Below are 17,823 nucleotides of genomic sequence, written 5' to 3' on the forward strand. Positions count from 1 at the left end.
GACACCTACTGAATAAAAGAAGTGGAAACTAGAAAATAATATAAGTGGAGGTGTTACCCAATGAAAAATCAGAAAAACAAACAAAACAAACAGCAAGCAACAAATTCAGCCCAAACCAAAGCCTCAAAAGGCAACCCTAAACTAGAAGGCGAAAACCGTCCATCGACATAAGAAAGCGGAGGCGGCTCGTTCAGACCCGACAAGCATAAGGCGAACCACCCGGAAAGGCGCTCTTTGCCTTTTTGGGTGGTTTGACTTATGACCTCGAGGGTCTAGCCGCTGTAGCTGGACTAATAAGATAGCGGAAGGGCTTTGCCCAGAGGCGACAAGCATAAGGCGAGAACAACGGAAAGGCGCTCTTTGCCTTTGTGGTGTTCTTGACTTATGACCTCGAGCCTCTAAGCCCTGTAGCTGGACTAATAAGAAAGCGGAGGCGGCTCGTTCAGACCCGACAAGCATAAGGCGAACCACCCGGAAAGGCGCTCTTTGCCTTTTTGGGTGGTTTGACTTATGACCTCGAGGGTCTAGCCGCCGTAGCTGGACTAATAAGATAGCGGAAGGGCTTTGCCCAGAGGCGACAAGCATAAGGCGAGAACAACGGAAATGCGCTCTTTGCCTTTGTGGTGTTCTTGACTTATGACCTCGAGCCTCTAAGCCCTGTAGCTGGACTAATAAGAAAGCGAGGGGCGGCTCGTTCAGACCCGTCAAGCATGACAAGAAGAGACCAACACCACTTTAGAGTGTTGGTCTCTTCTTCTTTCTCTTCCAGATCTTTTTTAAACCCTCTTTTACATTCGCCAACTTCTCAAGCTGCCTTTGCTTATGAAAAAACCACTTTGTTAATTCGATTCCATGAGGGAGTCCCTGCTCTTTGTACCAATCTTTATTTATTTTCTTTTTAATCGACCAGTCCGAATGAGACTCCCAATGATGTGGAACTACGTCATAAGCTTGATGGAGCATTGGCGTATTCGTTTTGGGGAATCCCTTACAATACTGTTCGTAGTCTCTTCTGGATCCTGTATGCTCTACTTGTAAAGCAAAGTACAAAAAGGAGGAATGATAATCCGGATGAAATAAAATCGTAAATAATTCATTTCCTAAAAGAATTCTGTTTTCTATTTTTCTGAAGCCATGGACACTCGCACCTAAAAGTTCCCCCGTTAATGTCGGAAATAAAACGGAGCTGAAATGAAGATGATCTTCAATATAGAATAGAGATGAACCAAACACCCTCTTCTTATATACCTCATGTTCAATGACTGGTTCTTGAATGAGGTGCTGCTCATTTATTATAAGAGAATGGACTAATCTGAAATCATCCCTCTCCTCCCAGTGACGATTCCACTCTTCTTCCATGAAGCTTGAAATATGAAATTCTTTAAACAAATGAAACATTTTCTTCTTATACCTCGTCGAATAATGATAGAGAAGGAGTTGAGGAAAGGCATCCTGAAAAATGCTCCAGTTCGCTCTTTCATACGTTTTGAATAGATCATCACGGGTAGCCGGATGTAAAAGGCGAGTAAAGATATCACCTTTAAGATCAGTCATATTCCAGCCGGCATTTCTTGATACCATCGAAGCCAGGAAAGACCATTTTATTTCAGGATGAAGAAGGTAAAATTTTTGATAAGCCATCGTTCTTGATATATTATCTTGATTATGCAGATTCACTAGATGGTTGATTTCATTAATCCACTCATTTGTACGTTTAGGTTCAGGTATATAGGGTAAAAAGCGATAAGTATTGCTCATTTCATCCATCCTTATTATCCCCCTCTCTCCTATAGCCATAGATTGAGGAGATTTGTAAACAATTATTCACACAATATGGAGTGGTTTCTGTTATGATATAGATTAGTCTGCGAGGTGATTTACCATGAAATTCCATTATCCTAATGGGAAGAAATATGTGGAAGCGTCATTACCCTCAAAAAAAGTTAAGGCAAAACCGAAACAACTATCTTATAGCAACAGAGGTATGACCCTTGAAGAAGACATTAATGAAACGAACCAATATTATTTAACGTTTCATAAAGCGGTCATTCACAAAAAACCGACTCCCGTTCAAATAGTGGATGTCCATTATCCATCAAGAAGTGCCGCGGTCATTAAGGAAGCATACTTTAAGCAGCCCTCCACGACGGATTATAATGGTGTATACAATGGAAGATATATCGACTTTGAAGCGAAAGAAACAAAGAATAAAACGTCCTTTCCACTTCAAAATTTTCACGAGCATCAAATCCAGCATATGGAAAACGTCCATAATCAAGACGGTATTACCTTTGTACTAGTAAGGTTTTCTGCTTCCGAAGAAGTGTTCTTACTTCCTTACAAATCTCTAAGGATTTATTGGGACCGCATGATAAATGGAGGAAGAAAATCAATCAAAAGGGAAGAACTAGAGGAAAAAGGGGTCATTATTCCTTTAGGACTGCATCCAAGGGTGGATTATTTAAAAATAGTCCATCAGTTATATTTTTAGTTTATGAAAAATGAGTTAATCTATAATTTATCTCATTATCAGTAGTATATTTTAAATCTTAGACAATACTAAAAACACTGAAGATTGAAAGTGAGGAAACAATATGGCTGGTCAATATAAGTCAAGGGAAGAAAAGCGTCTGGCCCAACAAAAGTCGAAATCCACAAAGAGCAAGAAGAAAGGCTCTTTGGTTAAACGCGTCATTATATCATTATTTATCATCGGTATTATCGGGATGCTTGCTGGTGCTGGGTTATTTGCTTATTATGCTTCCAGTGCACCTAAGCTAGATGAAAAATTACTCAAAGATCCGATTGCATCAGAAATTTATGATATGAACGGGGAATTGATCACGACCGTTGGTAAAGAAAAACGGGAATACGCAAACTTCGATGACATCCCTAAGATCATGCAGGACGCGGTCCTTGCAACAGAGGACAACCGATTCTATAAGCATAACGGAATCGACTTGATTCGATTAGGTGGCGCTGTCATTGCCAATGTGACAGGTGGATTCGGTTCAGAAGGTGCCTCGACGATTACCCAGCAAGTGATCAAGGGATCTTTTTTAAGCCCTGAAAAAACGTTAAAAAGAAAAGCACAAGAAGCATGGCTTGCTCTTAAGCTTGAGCAGGAATATACAAAAGAAGAAATCTTTGAAATGTATTTCAATAAAGTGTATATGTCCGCCGGGATTAACGGAATGGCTACTGCTGCAGACTATTATTACGGTAAAGACATTAAAGACATTGAGCTTCATGAAGCAGCCCTGATTGCGGGATTGCCTCAAAGTCCAAACAATTACAACCCTTTTAAATACCCAGAAAAGGCGGAAAAGCGCCGAAATATCGTTCTTTCCTTAATGGAACAGCACGGTAAAATCACTGAAGAAGAAAAAAAGGAAGCACAGGCCATCCCGATCACTGAAGGATTGGTATCAGCTGAAGAAGTCGAAAAGAAAAACGGAAACAAATATCCCGCGTTTGTAGATGCGGTTATTGATGAAGTACAAAAAATGGGTGACTATAACCTGTTTTCAGATGGTTTAAAGGTATATACTACCGTTGATCCGGATGCTCAAAAACGATTGGAAGAAATCTTAGCAGGTGAAAATACGAGCTTCAGTTATCCAGAGAGTCCTGAAGAGCCAATGCAGGCCGGGGTAACCCTTATGGATACGAAAACTGGTGAAATCAGGGCGATTGGCGGCGGAAGAGAACAGGATCCAAACGTTCAGCGTGGATTTAATTTTGCAATCGATACTAAACGTCAACCCGGATCAACAATTAAGCCATTAATTGACTACGCTCCTGCCATTGAGCATTTAAAATGGTCTACGTATCATATTTTAAAAGATGAGCCTTATAAATATTCAGACGGAACGGAACTCAATAACTATGACGGTCAATTCAAGGGACCCATCACGATACGCGAAGGTCTGTGGGATTCCCGGAATATTACTGCCCTAAAAGCGTTTCAGGAAGTCGGTCCAGAGAAAGCAGAGGAATTTGTGAATGGCCTCGGATTAAAGTTCGATCATTATTATGAATCTGCTTCAATCGGTGGTGTTTCACCCGGGGTAAACTCCGTTCAGATGGCCGGGGCTTATGCCGCATTTGGTAATGAAGGTATTTACAACAAGCCCCATACGGTTACAAAAGTGGTATTGCGCGATGGTGAAACAGAGATTAAGAATGACAATAAACCAAAGCCTGCAATGAAGGAATATACAGCTTATATGATTTCTGATATGCTGCAGAGCGTCATCGACCATCCAAGAGGAACAGGCCTCTATGCCAAGGTGCCAGGATTACCGATGGCCGGGAAATCAGGTACCACGAACTATACTCAAGAAGAACGGGAGAAATACGGAATTGCTAAAACAGGCGCTCCTGATTCATGGTTTGTAGGCTATACCACAAACTACACAGCCGCGGTTTGGACTGGATATAAGACTCGATCCATTCCACTATCCCCTACGGATAGAAGGGTGTCCCAATACATCGTCAGTGACCTGATGAGCTATGTTCACGAAGGCGTTGACACACCAGATTTTAACAAACCGGACAGCGTGGTTGAATCCAAGGTTGAATTAGGAAGCAATCCTGCTAGACTGCCAAGTGAATACACTCCAGATGACAGAGTGATTACTGAACTATTCGTCCGGGGAACTGAACCTTCCAAGGTTTCAAAAGAATTCGACAAGATTGATGCACCTTCAAATCTGAAAGGAAAATTCAATAAGAAGGATCAAACCATCACTCTTGCCTGGGACTATGGCAAAGAGAAGGACGTTCAGTTTGAAGTGGCGGTTTCGATTAATGGTGAAGCAAAACAAGTATTAACGACCACTGATAAGAAAGGATTAAATGTCGAGAACATTCAATCCCAAGGAACGTTCACCTTCGAGGTTGTAGCAATATCCGGAGATCAGCGCAGTAATGCTGCAACGGTCAATGTTGATGTAAAGGCCACTGATGGTGAAGATGAAGAAAACCAAGATGAAAACAACGATGAAAATCAAGATAACAATGGTAATGGTAACAACAATGGAAATAACAATGGTAATGGTAACGGTCAAGGAAATGGGAATGAAGATGATTCAGGCAATGATGGTGAAGACACTGGTGGCGATGATGGCACTACCCCTCCACCTGAAGGAGATGGGACTGGTGAGGGAGGTACAGATGACGGCGGCACCGGGGATGGCACTGGAACCGGAGATGGAGGAACTGGTGACGGCACTGGCGAAGGCTCAGGAACCGGAGATGGCGCCACGAATGGTTCACCTGCTACCCAATCAGACCCCCGAAGAGAACAAGAATAAGATAAAAAGGCAACGAGAAAATGTTCTCGTTGCCTTTTTATTTTTCTCCAGCTCGCTTTAAAGCCAGAGATTTAGCATATTGTTTATGTTGTTCCTCGAATAGCTGAGATAACTGTATGAATGAATGGAAAAGGGTTGGATAGTTCCTGATAAATGACATTCTCTCCCCTGCGTTGACGGGTTTGATTGAAAGGTTATCAATAGTAGTATCAGAATTTAATATTACCGGCATTGAATTACTCCAGTATAAAAGCATATAGACTTGCGCAATACTCTTTTTCATTAGGGGCAATGTATCCTTAGAACGTTTTTTAAATAACGTTTTAAGATATTCCTCCCCCTCTCTCCAGCTGTTAAGTATGAAACCTATGAAAAATTCATGATCCTCCCAGGGAAGCGAACCTGCAACCTCGTCATTATAATAGAGAATTTCATAAGCGAAAAATGGGTCATCGGGTATGATATGAGAATCATCCACACTAACTTTTGACTCAGGAAAGAAAAAAGGGTCATTTAGTTGTAATGGAATACTCAAAGTCAGTTCTTTCATATGGTACCTTTTTTCTTTAGTCTCTTCTGACCTTCTCTGCATAAATCGACCAGCGGGCATACATCACATTGGGGTGATTGGGCTTTACAATGGTACCTTCCAAAGAAAATCAACCGGTGATGAGTTTCGGACCATTCTTCTTTAGGAATTTTTTTCATTAACGTTTTCTCTACTTCCAATACGTTATCTTTCCATCGGCAAATCCCTAACCTCTTACTTACACGTTCGACATGGGTATCTACTGCAAGAGCCGGCACTCCAAATGCTACCGATACTACTACATTTGCTGTTTTCCTTCCTACGCCAGGCAGCTTCACTAATTCTTCATGACTTTCAGGAACATTTCCCCCATGTTCAGTCAGGATGATCTCACATAGTTTGCGAATGTTTTTCGCTTTGTTTCGGTACAACCCGATGGAGCGTATATCCTGTTGAAGTTCTTCCAATGAAACATTCAGATAATCTTCAGGTTGCTTATATTTTTCGAATAGGCCTTTAGTGACTTTATTCACGAGGGCGTCAGTACATTGAGCAGATAGAAGGACCGCAATGACAAGCTCAAAAGGATTTTCATGACGCAGCTCACAGTGAGCGTCTGGAAACATTTCTCTCATTTCATCTAAGCAAATTTGTATTTGTTTTTTATTTAACATGTATCCTAATACCTCCATCTTGTCTTAAGAATCAACTAAGGTTATTCACAATAAAATAGACCAACCCTCAAGCATTTGAGAGTCAGCCCCTTTTATCGTCCTATTGCTCAAGCCAATTATAAAATGGTACTGATTTTCGTTTAGGTGAAGCAGCAGCATCACTTGAAGCTGCGGGGTTTTGATGAGAACGGAAGCGCTGGCTTTGGTTACGAGCATCTTCAATGGTCTTCACACCGTTTTTCTTCCATTCAAATAGAATCCGATCGATATATCTAAAATTCAGCTTGCCGGATATGACGGCTTCTCTTAATGCTGCTTTAATAATAATAGCATTATGATCATCCTGATCCAACCACATGGCCAGGGTTTCACATTCTAATGGAGATAGGGGACGGCCAAATTCCTGTTCGAAAGTCGTGTAAATGTCCGCTTCTTCTTCCATTGATTTCTCCATCTGCTTCATTTTAGAATCCTGTATAACGAACTCAGCCATCTTTTCCCATAAAGGATTGAGAGAATACTTTTCAAACAGGATCCCATCAGGGGAAGACCCCTCTTCGATCGATAGAAACTGTTGTTGCATTAATTTTCTTAAAATAGATGAACAGTATTCAGTAGAAATACTCATAGGTTCTGAAAGCTCTTCTGGTGTAGGGAAATAGTTTCCCTTTTCCAGATGACCATAAATTTGTAATAACAGAACAAACTCTGACTCATTTAAACCCAGGGTATTGTAATTTGATAATAATAATTGCGGAATGTTAAGTGTCCCCTCTTCGATCCAGGACACCATTAATCGTTTATAATCCATATTCGGCACACCTCACTCACTAGTATATCATGGTTCAGTATATGTGGACATGGTTATGAATTAGAAGAAAGATGGAAATAAGAAAAACTTCCTTGGTCCTTTTTTTGGATCAATGGTAGTGGAAAAACAAGGACCGTTCCTTTCCGCTTCAGGCACAAGATTCCCCGGGGAGGAAGTCAAGCCTCCTCGGGCTTTGCCCTGCGGGGTCTCGACCTTTCCTCTATTTCCCGCAGGAGTCAAGTGCCTTCCGCTACAATCCACTCTGTGCTTCTACATTCTACTTAAACTAATTATGGAAAGACAAACACAAAAAAGTTCAGATTTAGTTAGTATTATCGATGCGCACTATATCTAAACTTCCGCTTGTGTTATCCATGAAGAAAATTAGGATGAATCAATCGGACCTAGCGCAAATTCACGCCTGATTTGAATTCCACCAAAAAGCACGCATAAATGTTGTACAAAAATCCTCTATAAACAAAGAAGAAGGCTTTGGAACAGTCGCTGTGATTGTTAAGAAAAGAAAGAAGTGGCTTAAGAGAATAATCTTATTTGTTGATTCTCTTATTTTTCAATAAAATACGATTGCTAAATTTTTTATCTTTGACACCTTTTGGCTCTGTCACGAAAAATCTATTAAAGATGGTGAGGGGAACTGCGTAGACTCCTGCGGAAAAACGGGCGTGCCGAGACCCCGGAAGCGAAGCAGTTCTCCTCACCATCTAGCACTCACTGTCTGACAGAACCCGGGCAGAGCTTATCTTTAAAAAACCATCTTAGCGAAGGAAAAGAACCGGCCGGATTGCTTTTTAAGCAAACCAGGCGGTTCCTTGATGTTTGTATTATGGATATAAACGGTTTAATAGACGTGGGAATGGGATGGTTTCCCTTACGTGTTCTACTCCGCTGATCCAAGCCACTGTTCTTTCAAGTCCAAGACCGAACCCTGAATGAGGAACGGATCCATATTCTCTTAGTTCCAAGTACCACTTGTATGCATCCGTAGCAAGTTCGTGCTCTTCAATGCGACGTTTCATAAGTTCCGCATCGTGGATACGCTCTGAGCCACCGATAATCTCTCCATATCCTTCCGGTGCGATCAGGTCGGCACATAGTACGACATCATCACGGTCTGGATCAGGTTGCATATAGAAAGGTTTCAACGAAGTCGGGTAATGCGTGATAAATACCGGCTTATCGTAACTTTCAGCTATGGCAGTTTCATGTGGAGCTCCGAAATCGTCTCCCCACTCGATATCATCAAACCCTTTTTCATGCAATAACTTAAGTGCATCATCATAAGTGATGCGCGGGAAAGGAGCTTTGATCTGCTCTAATTTAGATGTATCTCTTCCTAATCGGTCTAATTCAAGCTTGCAGTTTTCCAGAACCGATTGAACGATATAAGAAACATATTGCTCCTGCACTTCCAGATTATCTTTAAAATCATAGAATGCCATTTCAGGCTCGATCATCCAGAATTCGATTAAATGACGACGGGTTTTCGATTTCTCGGCTCTGAAAGTCGGTCCGAAAGAGAATACTTTCCCTAACGCCATGGCTGCTGCTTCCATGTACAGCTGACCACTCTGAGAAAGATAGGCATCTTCTTCGAAATATTTAGTGGCAAATAACTCGGTCGTTCCTTCCGGAGCACTGCCGGTCAGGATTGGGGGATCTACCTTTACAAATCCTTCTTGATTAAAGAACTCATATGTTGCACGAATGATTTCGTTACGTACTTTCATCACGGCATGCTGTTTCCGGGAACGTAGCCATAGGTGACGATGATCCATCAGGAATTCTGTTCCATGTTCCTTAGGTGTAATTGGATAATCCACTGCTTCATGAATTACCTCTACGCTTTTCACTTGCAGTTCATAACCAAAAGGTGAACGGGAATCTTCTGAAACCGTTCCTGTAACATATAGAGATGTTTCTTGAGTTAATGATTTTGCTTTTTGAAAGATTTCTTCTTCCACTTCACTTTTTACGACAACCCCTTGAATGAATCCAGTTCCGTCACGAAGCTGAAGAAAGGCAATTTTTCCACTTGAACGTTTGTTGGCAAGCCAAGCACCAATGGTTACTTCTTCTCCAACAAACTTACTTACTTGAGATATAGTAGTTTTCACGATTTTTTCCCTCCAAAAAAACTTAAGACGCTTATGTATCGTTATTTATTATACATTTACCGTTATCCCGCCGCAATAGATACAGCAAAACGAGATGATTTTAAGGAAAAAGCAGACCGAAACGAACACGGTCTGCAAACCTTGTATTATTTACTCTTCCTAACAACAAATTCGTGCATTCTCTCAATTGCTTTTTCGAGTGCATCAAGACTTGTGGCATAAGAAAGACGGATATTATTGTCCGACCCGAAACCAGAACCAGGAATAACCGCTACCTTTGCCTCTTCCAGCAGAGCTTTTGTAAATTCGTCGACACTGTTATAGCCTGTTTTCTTGGCAGCTTCTGACACATTCGGGAATAGATAGAAAGCACCTTGAGGCTTCAAACAATGAAACCCTGGAATACTGTTCAATTTATCAAAAACAATGTTTAAGCGCTCTTCAAACGCTTGTCTCATTTCCTCTACAGGGTGTTGATCTCCTAAATAGGCAGCAACCGTCCCATATTGTGAAGTTGTCGTTGGGTTAGAGGTTGAATGACTGGCAAGGTTGGTCATTGCTTTAATGATTGTCTCGTTCCCTGCCGCATATCCAATTCTCCATCCCGTCATGGAATGAGATTTTGACACCCCGTTAATCACGATGGTTTGCTCTTTAAGTTCTGGAGACAATTCAGCAATAGACGTGTGGGAATTCCCGTCGTATACAAGCTTTTCATAAATCTCGTCTGAAACGATCAGAATATCGTTCTCTAAGCATACTTCTCCAATCGCTTGTAACTCTTCGTGGGTGTATAACATTCCTGTAGGGTTACTAGGTGTGTTAAGAATGACTGCTTTCGTTTTGGGAGTTATCGTCTCTTTTAACTGCTGGGGAGTAACTTTGTACTCGTTCTGTTCTTTCCCTTCAACGATAACGGGAATTCCACCGGCAAGCTTTACTTGTTCAGGATAGCTGACCCAGTATGGTGTAGGAATGATCACTTCATCATTTTCGTTTAAAAGAACTTGAAACAATGTATAAAGGGCATGCTTTGCTCCACTTGTCACGATGATCTCAGATGGTTTATACGTAAGTTTCTGATCTGTTTCAAACTTATGGATGATTGCTTCTTTTAATTTGGCCATACCACCAGATGGAGTATATTTTGTGTGACCCTCAGTCATGGACGCATACGCAGCATTGATGATATGTTCAGGTGTATTAAAGTCAGGTTCACCAGCACCTAAACCGATGACATCAATACCCTGTGACTTCATTTCCTTTGCCTTTGCAGTGATCGCTAAAGTCGTTGATGGTGTTAAAGCACTTACTCTGTCAGCTAACGTAAATTTCATGGACGTATTCCCCCTAGAGTTGATTATAAATTTTCAATTTTCTTCCACCATTCTCCATTAGAAAACAGCAGGTAAAAATAATTTAAATTGTCTTGTTGATCTAAATAGGTAATTTCCCATACAGGCCCGACAGATTCATATCCTAAACGTACCGATAATAATTCTTTCGGTTGCTTTTCATCATTTAGTTTATTGATTGCCTGTTCTTTTGAAATACCATCTGCCCATTTTTTCTCAATTATTTTCCCTTTTTTATTGGGTACCCAAGCCACGAGCTTCTCGTTTTGATCATCCTTACCTGTCACCACAACATATGACTTAGAGCCGTTATAGAAGCTTGTGTTATCAACTTCCACGATAGCCGTTTCAGCTTTCACTCTATTTAGAGCCTTCTCTGCCTGATTATTCAATGGGTTCCGGGAAACTTGATAAAGTACCACCGAAGCCGTTATCCCAAGGACGATGAACAATAGTGCGGTAATCGTTATCCATTTTTTCATTACAATCACTCTTTATGTACGATATATTGTTAATACTGCTTGATTCTGATCTTCCGGATCTAAGGCTAAACCAAACATATAATCATCTTTTTTTAAAGTTCTATTTAATGTATCTACCACTTTATATAAATTATCCGTATACTCGATACGAACGGTGGAAAGAATTTCAATTCGGCTCTCCATGGTGTTCCTCCTTTTACCCGCTTACATAAGATATTCCTCTATGAAAACCATTTTTTTCTACTCATGACGTCACTGCTATCCGTCACACTATGAGTAAGAAACGCTACCCACATTATAACAACATTAATGGCTATTATGGTAGAGCGTATCCGAAAAAACTATATTCTAATCCACACTCCGTTCAGGCTGACAGCGTTGTCAGCCTGACTTTCTTTCAGCATTAGTGTGTTCCGCCCTCTTCTTTAAACACTCCATCTTCTTGATCAAAGGTAAGCACTTCGTAATTTCGCTTATTAAATTTGATGGCAATCAATCCATGTTGCCCGGTTAAATACAGATCAATCCACGCCTCGTTGATGGCTTCGAGCATTTCACCATTAAGAAGCCTTTCCTTAGAGCGATAAAGTAAAGCCGTCTGAGGATCGATATGCTTCAGGAGACTATGGGACATACTTTCCGATTTAGAGTGAAGAGGTACTTTGACAATATTGACGTTCTTTAGGGGTTTTGTAAGTAAAACCTCTTCAGAATGCGATGATTGTGAGCTCAGCCACAAAAAGCGATGATGGAAGAAAGTTATGGAAAAGTCCAGTCCTTCACCCTTCTCATTGCCTTCATGCATCACATTTAATGCTAACTCCTTTGAAAGCGGGTATGACTGATCTTCTGTAATCGTGTGTATCGTAAAGGAACCTTTTTTCTGTATTGCTTCAGCCAAGGATTTACCCGTTATTATTTCTTTTATGGAGTACTTCTTATCAAGTTCAGTAATCATATCCTCATGTACTTCTCTTTTTTCAGTGAGGATGATTCCCTCAATGTTGTCAATATGCATTTGATTCAAATAATAATATAATTGTTTACATTCCTGAAGGGGTCCTGTATTAATTAAATAATTTTTCCCCGAAGCTAAATGAAGAATTGCTACCTCCCCTTTTAAAACAGGAAGAAAACTAATCGCATACTCTTCATGGGATACGTGTAAATCCACCTGAGGCACTTTCATACCATTGGCATTTGAAATGACAAGGAAAAAAGTCAGCATTACCGAAAAGATCACTCTCATTTTCAATCCTCCAGTTTCACATCTACCCTTTAGGTTGTGTTAAAGAGTAAAATTTATCACTGAAGTTTAATCTCTTAGAGCCAATCTTCAATCCATGAAACCAAATCAAATAAATCGCCTTCTTTTACTTCCATTGAAGGAATGGACTGCAAGAAAGCCTTACCGTACCTTGTCGTCATCACTCTGCGGTCATATACAATCACGATTCCCCGATCACTGCTTCTTCTAATCAGCCTCCCTACCCCTTGCTTGAATCGAATAATTGCTTCGGGTAAAGAGTGAGAAGAAAACGGATTCTTCCCTTGAGCTTTAAGGATATCTGATTTTGCCTGATTGACAGGCTCGTCAGGTGGAGAGAATGGGAGTCTGACCATGGCAAGACAAGACAGGTCTTCCCCGGGAATGTCTACACCTTCCCAGAAACTACTCGTTCCAAATAAAATCGCCTTGTCAAATCGCTGGAAGTTCTTTGTCAGACGTGTACGACTTCCTGATGTAATTCCTTGTGCCATTAATACATATTCCTCTAATAAGCCACTTTCTTTCATCAGTTCATACGTTTTCCTTAACATATCGTAAGACGTAAATAAGATGAGCATTCGGCCTTTCGTCGCTTGAGCCACTCCTATTAAATGCGAGCTTATTGCTTCAATATATTCTTCACTTTGGACTTGCTGAATTTCAGGGACGTCTGTTGGCACGAATAATCTTGACACTTCATTGTAGTCAAAAGGAGAAGAAAGCTGTAACTGTTTTACCCCTTGACCTATGAGTCCAATCTCGTTTAAGAAGTAATTAAAGGAACCGCTGACGGTCAAGGTAGCTGAAGTAAGGACGACACTTTTCTTTTGGGCAAAGATCTCATCTTGAAGATTACGATTGACGGTAACTGGTTGAGCTTGGATAGAAAGACTATTCGGTAATGATCTTGTATCTCCATCTAACCAGAGAACATGGTTGTTCATATCTCTTAAAAAGACCGTTTGAAAATTCATTCTCAACTCTGCCCAATCCACTAAAAAGCTGTGGAATTCTTCAATCAGGGCTTTTTCTTTATCCTCAAGCTTGATCTTCTTATCCTTTATTGCCTCCAAAATCTGCTGAAACTCTCTTTCTACAAACTTCATTCCAGAAATAACCCGTTCCATGGACATGAGTACAGGTTGAAAGTAGCTGCTCCTTTTCATTTCGTCCGTAATTCTCAGCTGTATTTTTTGTACCCCGGTCCTCTTTTTGGCTTTCTTATAGAAGACGCTCGTTAACACTCCGATGGCCTCTTCTAAATCAACGTAAAACTGACTGATACGAGAATCCAATTCAAATGAGTGTGTATTCATTTGAACTGAGTGGTTGGAAATAAGTTGATCAAGTCGATAGAACAACTGTTTTTGGTCCAGGGTTCCTAACTGGGACGTATTAAACTTAATCGCGAGATAATCCATTACAACACCAAGATGCTGTCTTGCTGACTTCTCCAGATGATGAGCCTCATCTATCACTAAGTAATCGTATGGAGGAAGCATGCTGCTTTCCTTCACGATATCAGTCAGTAGCATTGAGTGATTGGTAATGATGATATCTGCTTCTTGAGCACTCTTTCTTGCGAAAAGATAGAAGTCTTTCCCGACCCAGGGATCTTTCGTATGAGGTAAGTGCCAGCCGTCATGTTTTAGACGATTCCAGAACAACTGCCCCCCGGAAGTAAGGTTAAGTTCATCCATATCACCGGACTCTGTTCGTGTAAGCCATACCAAAATTTGCATCTTTGTCAGAACTACGTCATATTGAGACTCATCTTCCCTTAGAGACTGTTCAAACTTAAACAGGTTTATGTAATGATTTTTCCCTTTTAGCAGTACGGTTCTGAATGGTGTAGGGCTTATTTTTTCCAATAATTTAATTTCTTTATGAAGTAATTGTTCTTGCAATTGGATGGTGTATGTACTGATGACCACTTTTTCATGGGATCCCTTGGCAAACATGACCGCAGGCCATAAGTAGCCCAGTGACTTTCCAACACCTGTTCCCGCCTCTATTACCACATGGCGGGATTCATGAAAAGCATGTTGAATCTCATCCATCATCTCCATTTGCTGCACTCTCTTCTCATAGAAGGGAACATATTGTGCCAAGTATTCTTCTATAACAGGTTCATCAACATGAAGCTCTTCAATAGGTGGAACATCTTTCTTTGAAGCATCTTTCTTCCGAAGAGCCAGTCCTCGATACACCTCTAACTGTGGTGGAAGATCCTCTACGTGTTTTTGTTTCTCACTCACAATACTGTCAAACAATAAGGAAAGATCACTTTTCAAATGATGTGAAAGCTTGTGAAGATTATCGAGTGTGACTAAGGGCAGCTTTGACAATTCTTCAATAAAATAAAGAAGAATTTCGGCTGTCACATAGGCATCACTGTCTGCCTGGTGTGGCCTTACGTGACTTAATTCCAAAGAATTGGATAATTCCGTCAGTTTAAAACTATCTGCTGATGGTAAAGCCACTTTAGCTAATTCTACTGTATCGAAGGCAGGACCGGTAAATGGATTATAGCCTGCATCTTCCAGTTCTGCTTGAAGGAATGATAGATCGAATTGGACGTTATGAGCAACAAAAACGCCATGATCCAGAAGCTCAAGTATTTTCGGTGCAATTTCATGAAAAGCAGGAGCGTCCTTGACCATTTCATCATTGATCCCCGTCAATTCCTCAATAAACGCAGGAATCGGTTTTCCAGGTGACACAAATGATGTGTATTGGTCAATGATCTTTCCGTTTTCTATAATAACCGCTGATAGTTGGATGATTTTTTCTCCCTTTTTAGGGGAATTTCCTGTTGTTTCAAGATCGATAACAACGAGTTTAAATGGGTACATGTTCTTCACTGCCTTTATATAGATCCTTCTTCATACTCTTATGATTTCTAAATAAGTGTACCATAAACAAAAAAGCAAGTCTCCTATTCACAAATTAGAAGACTTGCCTTGATTTCTTTTATAGTATTGTCGCTTCAGGTTCTGTTCCGATCATGTCAATGATACGGTTATTTTCTCCCATGATAGCTACTTTCGGGATATGATCATGGACCATTTCATCAGCTACCAGTTTATACGATATGATGATGACAATATCACCTTTTTGCACAAGTCTTGCAGCTGCTCCATTTAAACATATGACGCCGCTTCCTCTTTCACCTGGAATAATATAAGTCTCCAGGCGGGCTCCATTGTTGTTGTTTACAATCTGAACCTTTTCATTCGCCATCATTCCGACTGCATCTAAAATATCCTGATCGATGGTAATGCTTCCTACATAATCCAAATTCGCTTCTGTTACAGTCGCTCTGTGGATTTTACCACTCATCATCGTTCTAAACATTTAAATCCTCCTCTGGTTCTACACTGATGATTATATTATCAATTAATCTGGCCTGTTGAAATTGAACTGCCAGAGCGACAATGATCTCACCCTGTAATCTGGACAGTTCCTTTAGCTCAGGATAGGAGTACACTTCCACATAATCGATTTTTCCCGAGGTATTTTCTTGAAGGTTCATTGAAATCATGGAAATAATCGAATCAGGGTCTCTCTCACCGGCAGCAATACGATTTTTTGCTTCTATCAGACTTTGATACAGTGAAGGAGCTTCCCTTCTTTCTTCTTTTGATAGATAAACATTTCTTGAACTTTTCGCCAATCCATCCTCTTCCCTGACGGTAGGCACCCTCACGATTTCCACCGGAAAGAAATAATCGCTTACTAACCCTTCCACTACTGCAATCTGCTGGGCATCCTTCAGTCCGAAATACGCTTTGGTCGGCTGAATAAGGTGAAACAATTTAGTCAATACGGTCACCACTCCGTCAAAATGACCTTCCCGTTTTCGTCCGCACAGTACTTCTACCCGCTCTATCACACTCAAGGTTACAGACTGTTTCCCATCATACATTTCTACTACTTCAGGAATAAAGAGTATATCAACCCCAACATTCTTTGCTAACACTGTATCTCTTTCAACATCACGAGGATAGCGGTCGAAGTCTTCATTCGGACCGAACTGCAGGGGGTTTACAAAGATACTCATCACGACAGCATCGTTGTTTTTCCTCGCTTCCTCCGCTAGAGTCATGTGCCCTTCATGAAGGTAACCCATTGTAGGGACAAACCCGATAGAGGCCCCTGAATTCTTAACTTGTTGTATCGAAGCTTGAAGATCTTGTATGTTCGTTATCACTTTCATTTTTTCATTCCACCATAGAGAGCATCCAATTCTTCATCCCGCATCGTAAAGGAATGGTCATCTGATGGGAAGCTCTTCCCTTTAACTTCATCTATATAGTTTTTTATGCTGCTATGAATGGTTTCTGATACGTTGCTGTATTGTTTAACAAACTTAGGCACACGATTCACCCCATATGTTACAAGGTCGTGGAACACTAATACCTGGCCATCTGCCTCACTGCCTGCACCAATACCAATCGTCGGAATCGTTAATGCTTCTGAAATCTCTTTGGCTATTTGTTTTGGCACACACTCTAACACAAGTGCAAAGGCACCTGCCTGTTCACATTTTATGGCATCATCGATCAACTTTTTGGCTGAGTCGGCTGTTTTCCCTTGTACTTTATATCCTCCAAGGACACCGACGGATTGAGGGGTTAAACCTAAATGAGCCATAACGGGTATGCCGGAACTTGTAAGGGAATGGATACGTTCAATCACATGATCTCCACCCTCTACCTTCACCCCATGTGCGCCTCCCTGTTGAAGGATCTGAGCCGCTGTTTTAAGAGTCTCATCCCTTGACAAATGGTAGGACATAAACGGCATATCAGTGACGATAAAGGTATCTTTCGCCCCTCTTTTTACGGCTTTCGTATGATGGATCATATCTTCAACTGTAACAGGTACCGTTGAGTCATAGCCCAATACAACCATTCCGAGGCTGTCACCTACAAGGATCACATCAATTCCCGCTTCTTCCGCTATCTTTGCACTTGGAAAATCATACGCTGTAAGCATGGAAATCTTTTCTCTCTTATTTTTCATCTTAAGAAAATCCGTTGTTTGTTTCATAGTGTCCTCCTTCTTTTCAGTCAGAGGTGACGAAACGAAATGAAAGCACTTTCATTACAGAAATAAAAAAACCTCCTGAATAAATGACAGAAGGATCATAAGTGTTTAATATCATTGTTTCGACCCTCTGTCCCAGTCCACAATGGATCAAGGCAGAAATTGTATTAAAGTTTTTAAAGCTGAACGTACTGGGG

The 17,823-nt window shown here is 40.8% G+C and carries 15 protein-coding genes; 2 read left to right on the forward strand and 13 right to left on the reverse strand.

The features are described 5' to 3' along the window. Positions 1-735: 735 nt before the first annotated feature. The gene (locus FZC88_RS07405) at positions 736-1,767 is read right to left on the reverse strand and encodes a DUF2515 domain-containing protein (RefSeq protein WP_262371781.1); all 1,032 of its coding nucleotides are present in this window, start codon (positions 1,765-1,767) and stop codon (positions 736-738) included. 115 nt (positions 1,768-1,882) lie between these two features. Here FZC88_RS07405 and recU point away from each other — a divergent pair, with 115 nt between their 5' ends. Both recU and FZC88_RS07415 read left to right on the forward strand, forming a co-directional pair. Continuing rightward, positions 1,883-2,491 carry a Holliday junction resolvase RecU gene (gene recU, locus FZC88_RS07410; RefSeq protein WP_148994217.1) on the forward strand — a complete coding sequence of 203 codons (609 nt, stop codon included), beginning with the start codon at positions 1,883-1,885 and terminating at the stop codon, positions 2,489-2,491. Positions 2,492-2,594: 103 nt separating this feature from the next. Continuing rightward, positions 2,595-5,318 carry a transglycosylase domain-containing protein gene (locus FZC88_RS07415; protein WP_148994218.1) on the forward strand — a complete coding sequence of 908 codons (2,724 nt, stop codon included), beginning with the start codon at positions 2,595-2,597 and terminating at the stop codon, positions 5,316-5,318. Positions 5,319-5,355: 37 nt separating this feature from the next. On the opposite strand, the gene FZC88_RS07420 is transcribed toward FZC88_RS07415, so the two are convergent. The 12 genes from FZC88_RS07420 to panB form a co-directional block, all read right to left on the reverse strand. Then, complete coding sequence (locus FZC88_RS07420; protein ID WP_148994219.1) at positions 5,356-5,868, reverse strand: YpoC family protein; 513 nt, start codon at positions 5,866-5,868, stop codon at positions 5,356-5,358. Next, positions 5,865-6,521 (reverse strand): endonuclease III, encoded by a 657-nt coding sequence (nth, locus tag FZC88_RS07425; RefSeq protein ID WP_148994220.1) that lies wholly within the window; start codon positions 6,519-6,521, stop codon positions 5,865-5,867. Before nth ends, FZC88_RS07420 begins: the two co-directional genes overlap by 4 nt. A 100-nt stretch (positions 6,522-6,621) precedes the next feature. Continuing rightward, positions 6,622-7,332, reverse strand: a complete 711-nt coding sequence (locus FZC88_RS07430) for a DnaD domain-containing protein (protein WP_148969438.1) — start codon at positions 7,330-7,332, stop codon at positions 6,622-6,624. Positions 7,333-8,174: 842 nt separating this feature from the next. Further along, positions 8,175-9,467, reverse strand: coding sequence for an asparagine--tRNA ligase (asnS, locus tag FZC88_RS07435; RefSeq protein WP_142675601.1), 1,293 nt, complete (start codon positions 9,465-9,467; stop codon positions 8,175-8,177). A 146-nt stretch (positions 9,468-9,613) separates the two neighbouring features. Continuing rightward, the gene (locus tag FZC88_RS07440; protein WP_148994221.1) at positions 9,614-10,804 is read right to left on the reverse strand and encodes a pyridoxal phosphate-dependent aminotransferase; all 1,191 of its coding nucleotides are present in this window, start codon (positions 10,802-10,804) and stop codon (positions 9,614-9,616) included. Between the two features lie 23 nt (positions 10,805-10,827). Next, on the reverse strand, positions 10,828-11,304 hold the full coding sequence (locus FZC88_RS07445) for a cell wall elongation regulator TseB-like domain-containing protein (protein ID WP_148994222.1): 477 nt from the start codon (positions 11,302-11,304) through the stop codon (positions 10,828-10,830). Positions 11,305-11,316: 12 nt separating this feature from the next. Beyond that, complete coding sequence (locus FZC88_RS07450; protein WP_082051082.1) at positions 11,317-11,487, reverse strand: YpmA family protein; 171 nt, start codon at positions 11,485-11,487, stop codon at positions 11,317-11,319. A gap of 220 nt (positions 11,488-11,707) precedes the next feature. Further along, positions 11,708-12,553: an MBL fold metallo-hydrolase gene (locus tag FZC88_RS07455; RefSeq protein WP_148994223.1), complete on the reverse strand. Its 846-nt coding sequence runs from the start codon at positions 12,551-12,553 to the stop codon at positions 11,708-11,710. Between the two features lie 74 nt (positions 12,554-12,627). Continuing rightward, positions 12,628-15,429, reverse strand: a complete 2,802-nt coding sequence (dinG, locus tag FZC88_RS07460) for an ATP-dependent DNA helicase DinG (protein ID WP_148994224.1) — start codon at positions 15,427-15,429, stop codon at positions 12,628-12,630. Positions 15,430-15,547: 118 nt separating this feature from the next. Further along, positions 15,548-15,931 (reverse strand): aspartate 1-decarboxylase, encoded by a 384-nt coding sequence (panD, locus tag FZC88_RS07465; protein ID WP_148994225.1) that lies wholly within the window; start codon positions 15,929-15,931, stop codon positions 15,548-15,550. Beyond that, entirely contained in the window at positions 15,924-16,793 is an 870-nt protein-coding gene (gene panC, locus FZC88_RS07470; protein ID WP_148994226.1) for a pantoate--beta-alanine ligase, read from the reverse strand. Before panC ends, panD begins: the two co-directional genes overlap by 8 nt. Further along, complete coding sequence (gene panB / locus FZC88_RS07475; RefSeq protein WP_148994227.1) at positions 16,790-17,629, reverse strand: 3-methyl-2-oxobutanoate hydroxymethyltransferase; 840 nt, start codon at positions 17,627-17,629, stop codon at positions 16,790-16,792. The genes panC and panB overlap by 4 nt, the downstream gene beginning before the upstream one ends. Positions 17,630-17,823 lie beyond the last annotated feature (194 nt).

Source organism: Rossellomorea aquimaris, from assembly GCF_008180865.1.
Lineage (GTDB): Bacteria > Bacillota > Bacilli > Bacillales > Bacillaceae_B > Rossellomorea > Rossellomorea yichunensis.

What these genes read in the sequence shown, in the direction of transcription:
- FZC88_RS07405 (WP_262371781.1), bottom strand. Translation starts at nt 1,767, where the DNA reads ATGGATGAAATGAGCAATACTTATCGCTTTTTACCCTATATACCTGAA.
- recU (WP_148994217.1), top strand. Translation starts at nt 1,883, where the DNA reads ATGAAATTCCATTATCCTAATGGGAAGAAATATGTGGAAGCGTCATTA.
- FZC88_RS07415 (WP_148994218.1), top strand. Translation starts at nt 2,595, where the DNA reads ATGGCTGGTCAATATAAGTCAAGGGAAGAAAAGCGTCTGGCCCAACAA.
- FZC88_RS07420 (WP_148994219.1), bottom strand. Translation starts at nt 5,868, where the DNA reads ATGAAAGAACTGACTTTGAGTATTCCATTACAACTAAATGACCCTTTT.
- nth (WP_148994220.1), bottom strand. Translation starts at nt 6,521, where the DNA reads ATGTTAAATAAAAAACAAATACAAATTTGCTTAGATGAAATGAGAGAA.
- FZC88_RS07430 (WP_148969438.1), bottom strand. Translation starts at nt 7,332, where the DNA reads ATGGATTATAAACGATTAATGGTGTCCTGGATCGAAGAGGGGACACTT.
- FZC88_RS07440 (WP_148994221.1), bottom strand. Translation starts at nt 10,804, where the DNA reads ATGAAATTTACGTTAGCTGACAGAGTAAGTGCTTTAACACCATCAACG.
- FZC88_RS07445 (WP_148994222.1), bottom strand. Translation starts at nt 11,304, where the DNA reads ATGAAAAAATGGATAACGATTACCGCACTATTGTTCATCGTCCTTGGG.
- FZC88_RS07450 (WP_082051082.1), bottom strand. Translation starts at nt 11,487, where the DNA reads ATGGAGAGCCGAATTGAAATTCTTTCCACCGTTCGTATCGAGTATACG.
- FZC88_RS07455 (WP_148994223.1), bottom strand. Translation starts at nt 12,553, where the DNA reads ATGAGAGTGATCTTTTCGGTAATGCTGACTTTTTTCCTTGTCATTTCA.
- dinG (WP_148994224.1), bottom strand. Translation starts at nt 15,429, where the DNA reads ATGTACCCATTTAAACTCGTTGTTATCGATCTTGAAACAACAGGAAAT.
- panD (WP_148994225.1), bottom strand. Translation starts at nt 15,931, where the DNA reads ATGTTTAGAACGATGATGAGTGGTAAAATCCACAGAGCGACTGTAACA.
- panC (WP_148994226.1), bottom strand. Translation starts at nt 16,793, where the DNA reads ATGAAAGTGATAACGAACATACAAGATCTTCAAGCTTCGATACAACAA.
- panB (WP_148994227.1), bottom strand. Translation starts at nt 17,629, where the DNA reads ATGAAACAAACAACGGATTTTCTTAAGATGAAAAATAAGAGAGAAAAG.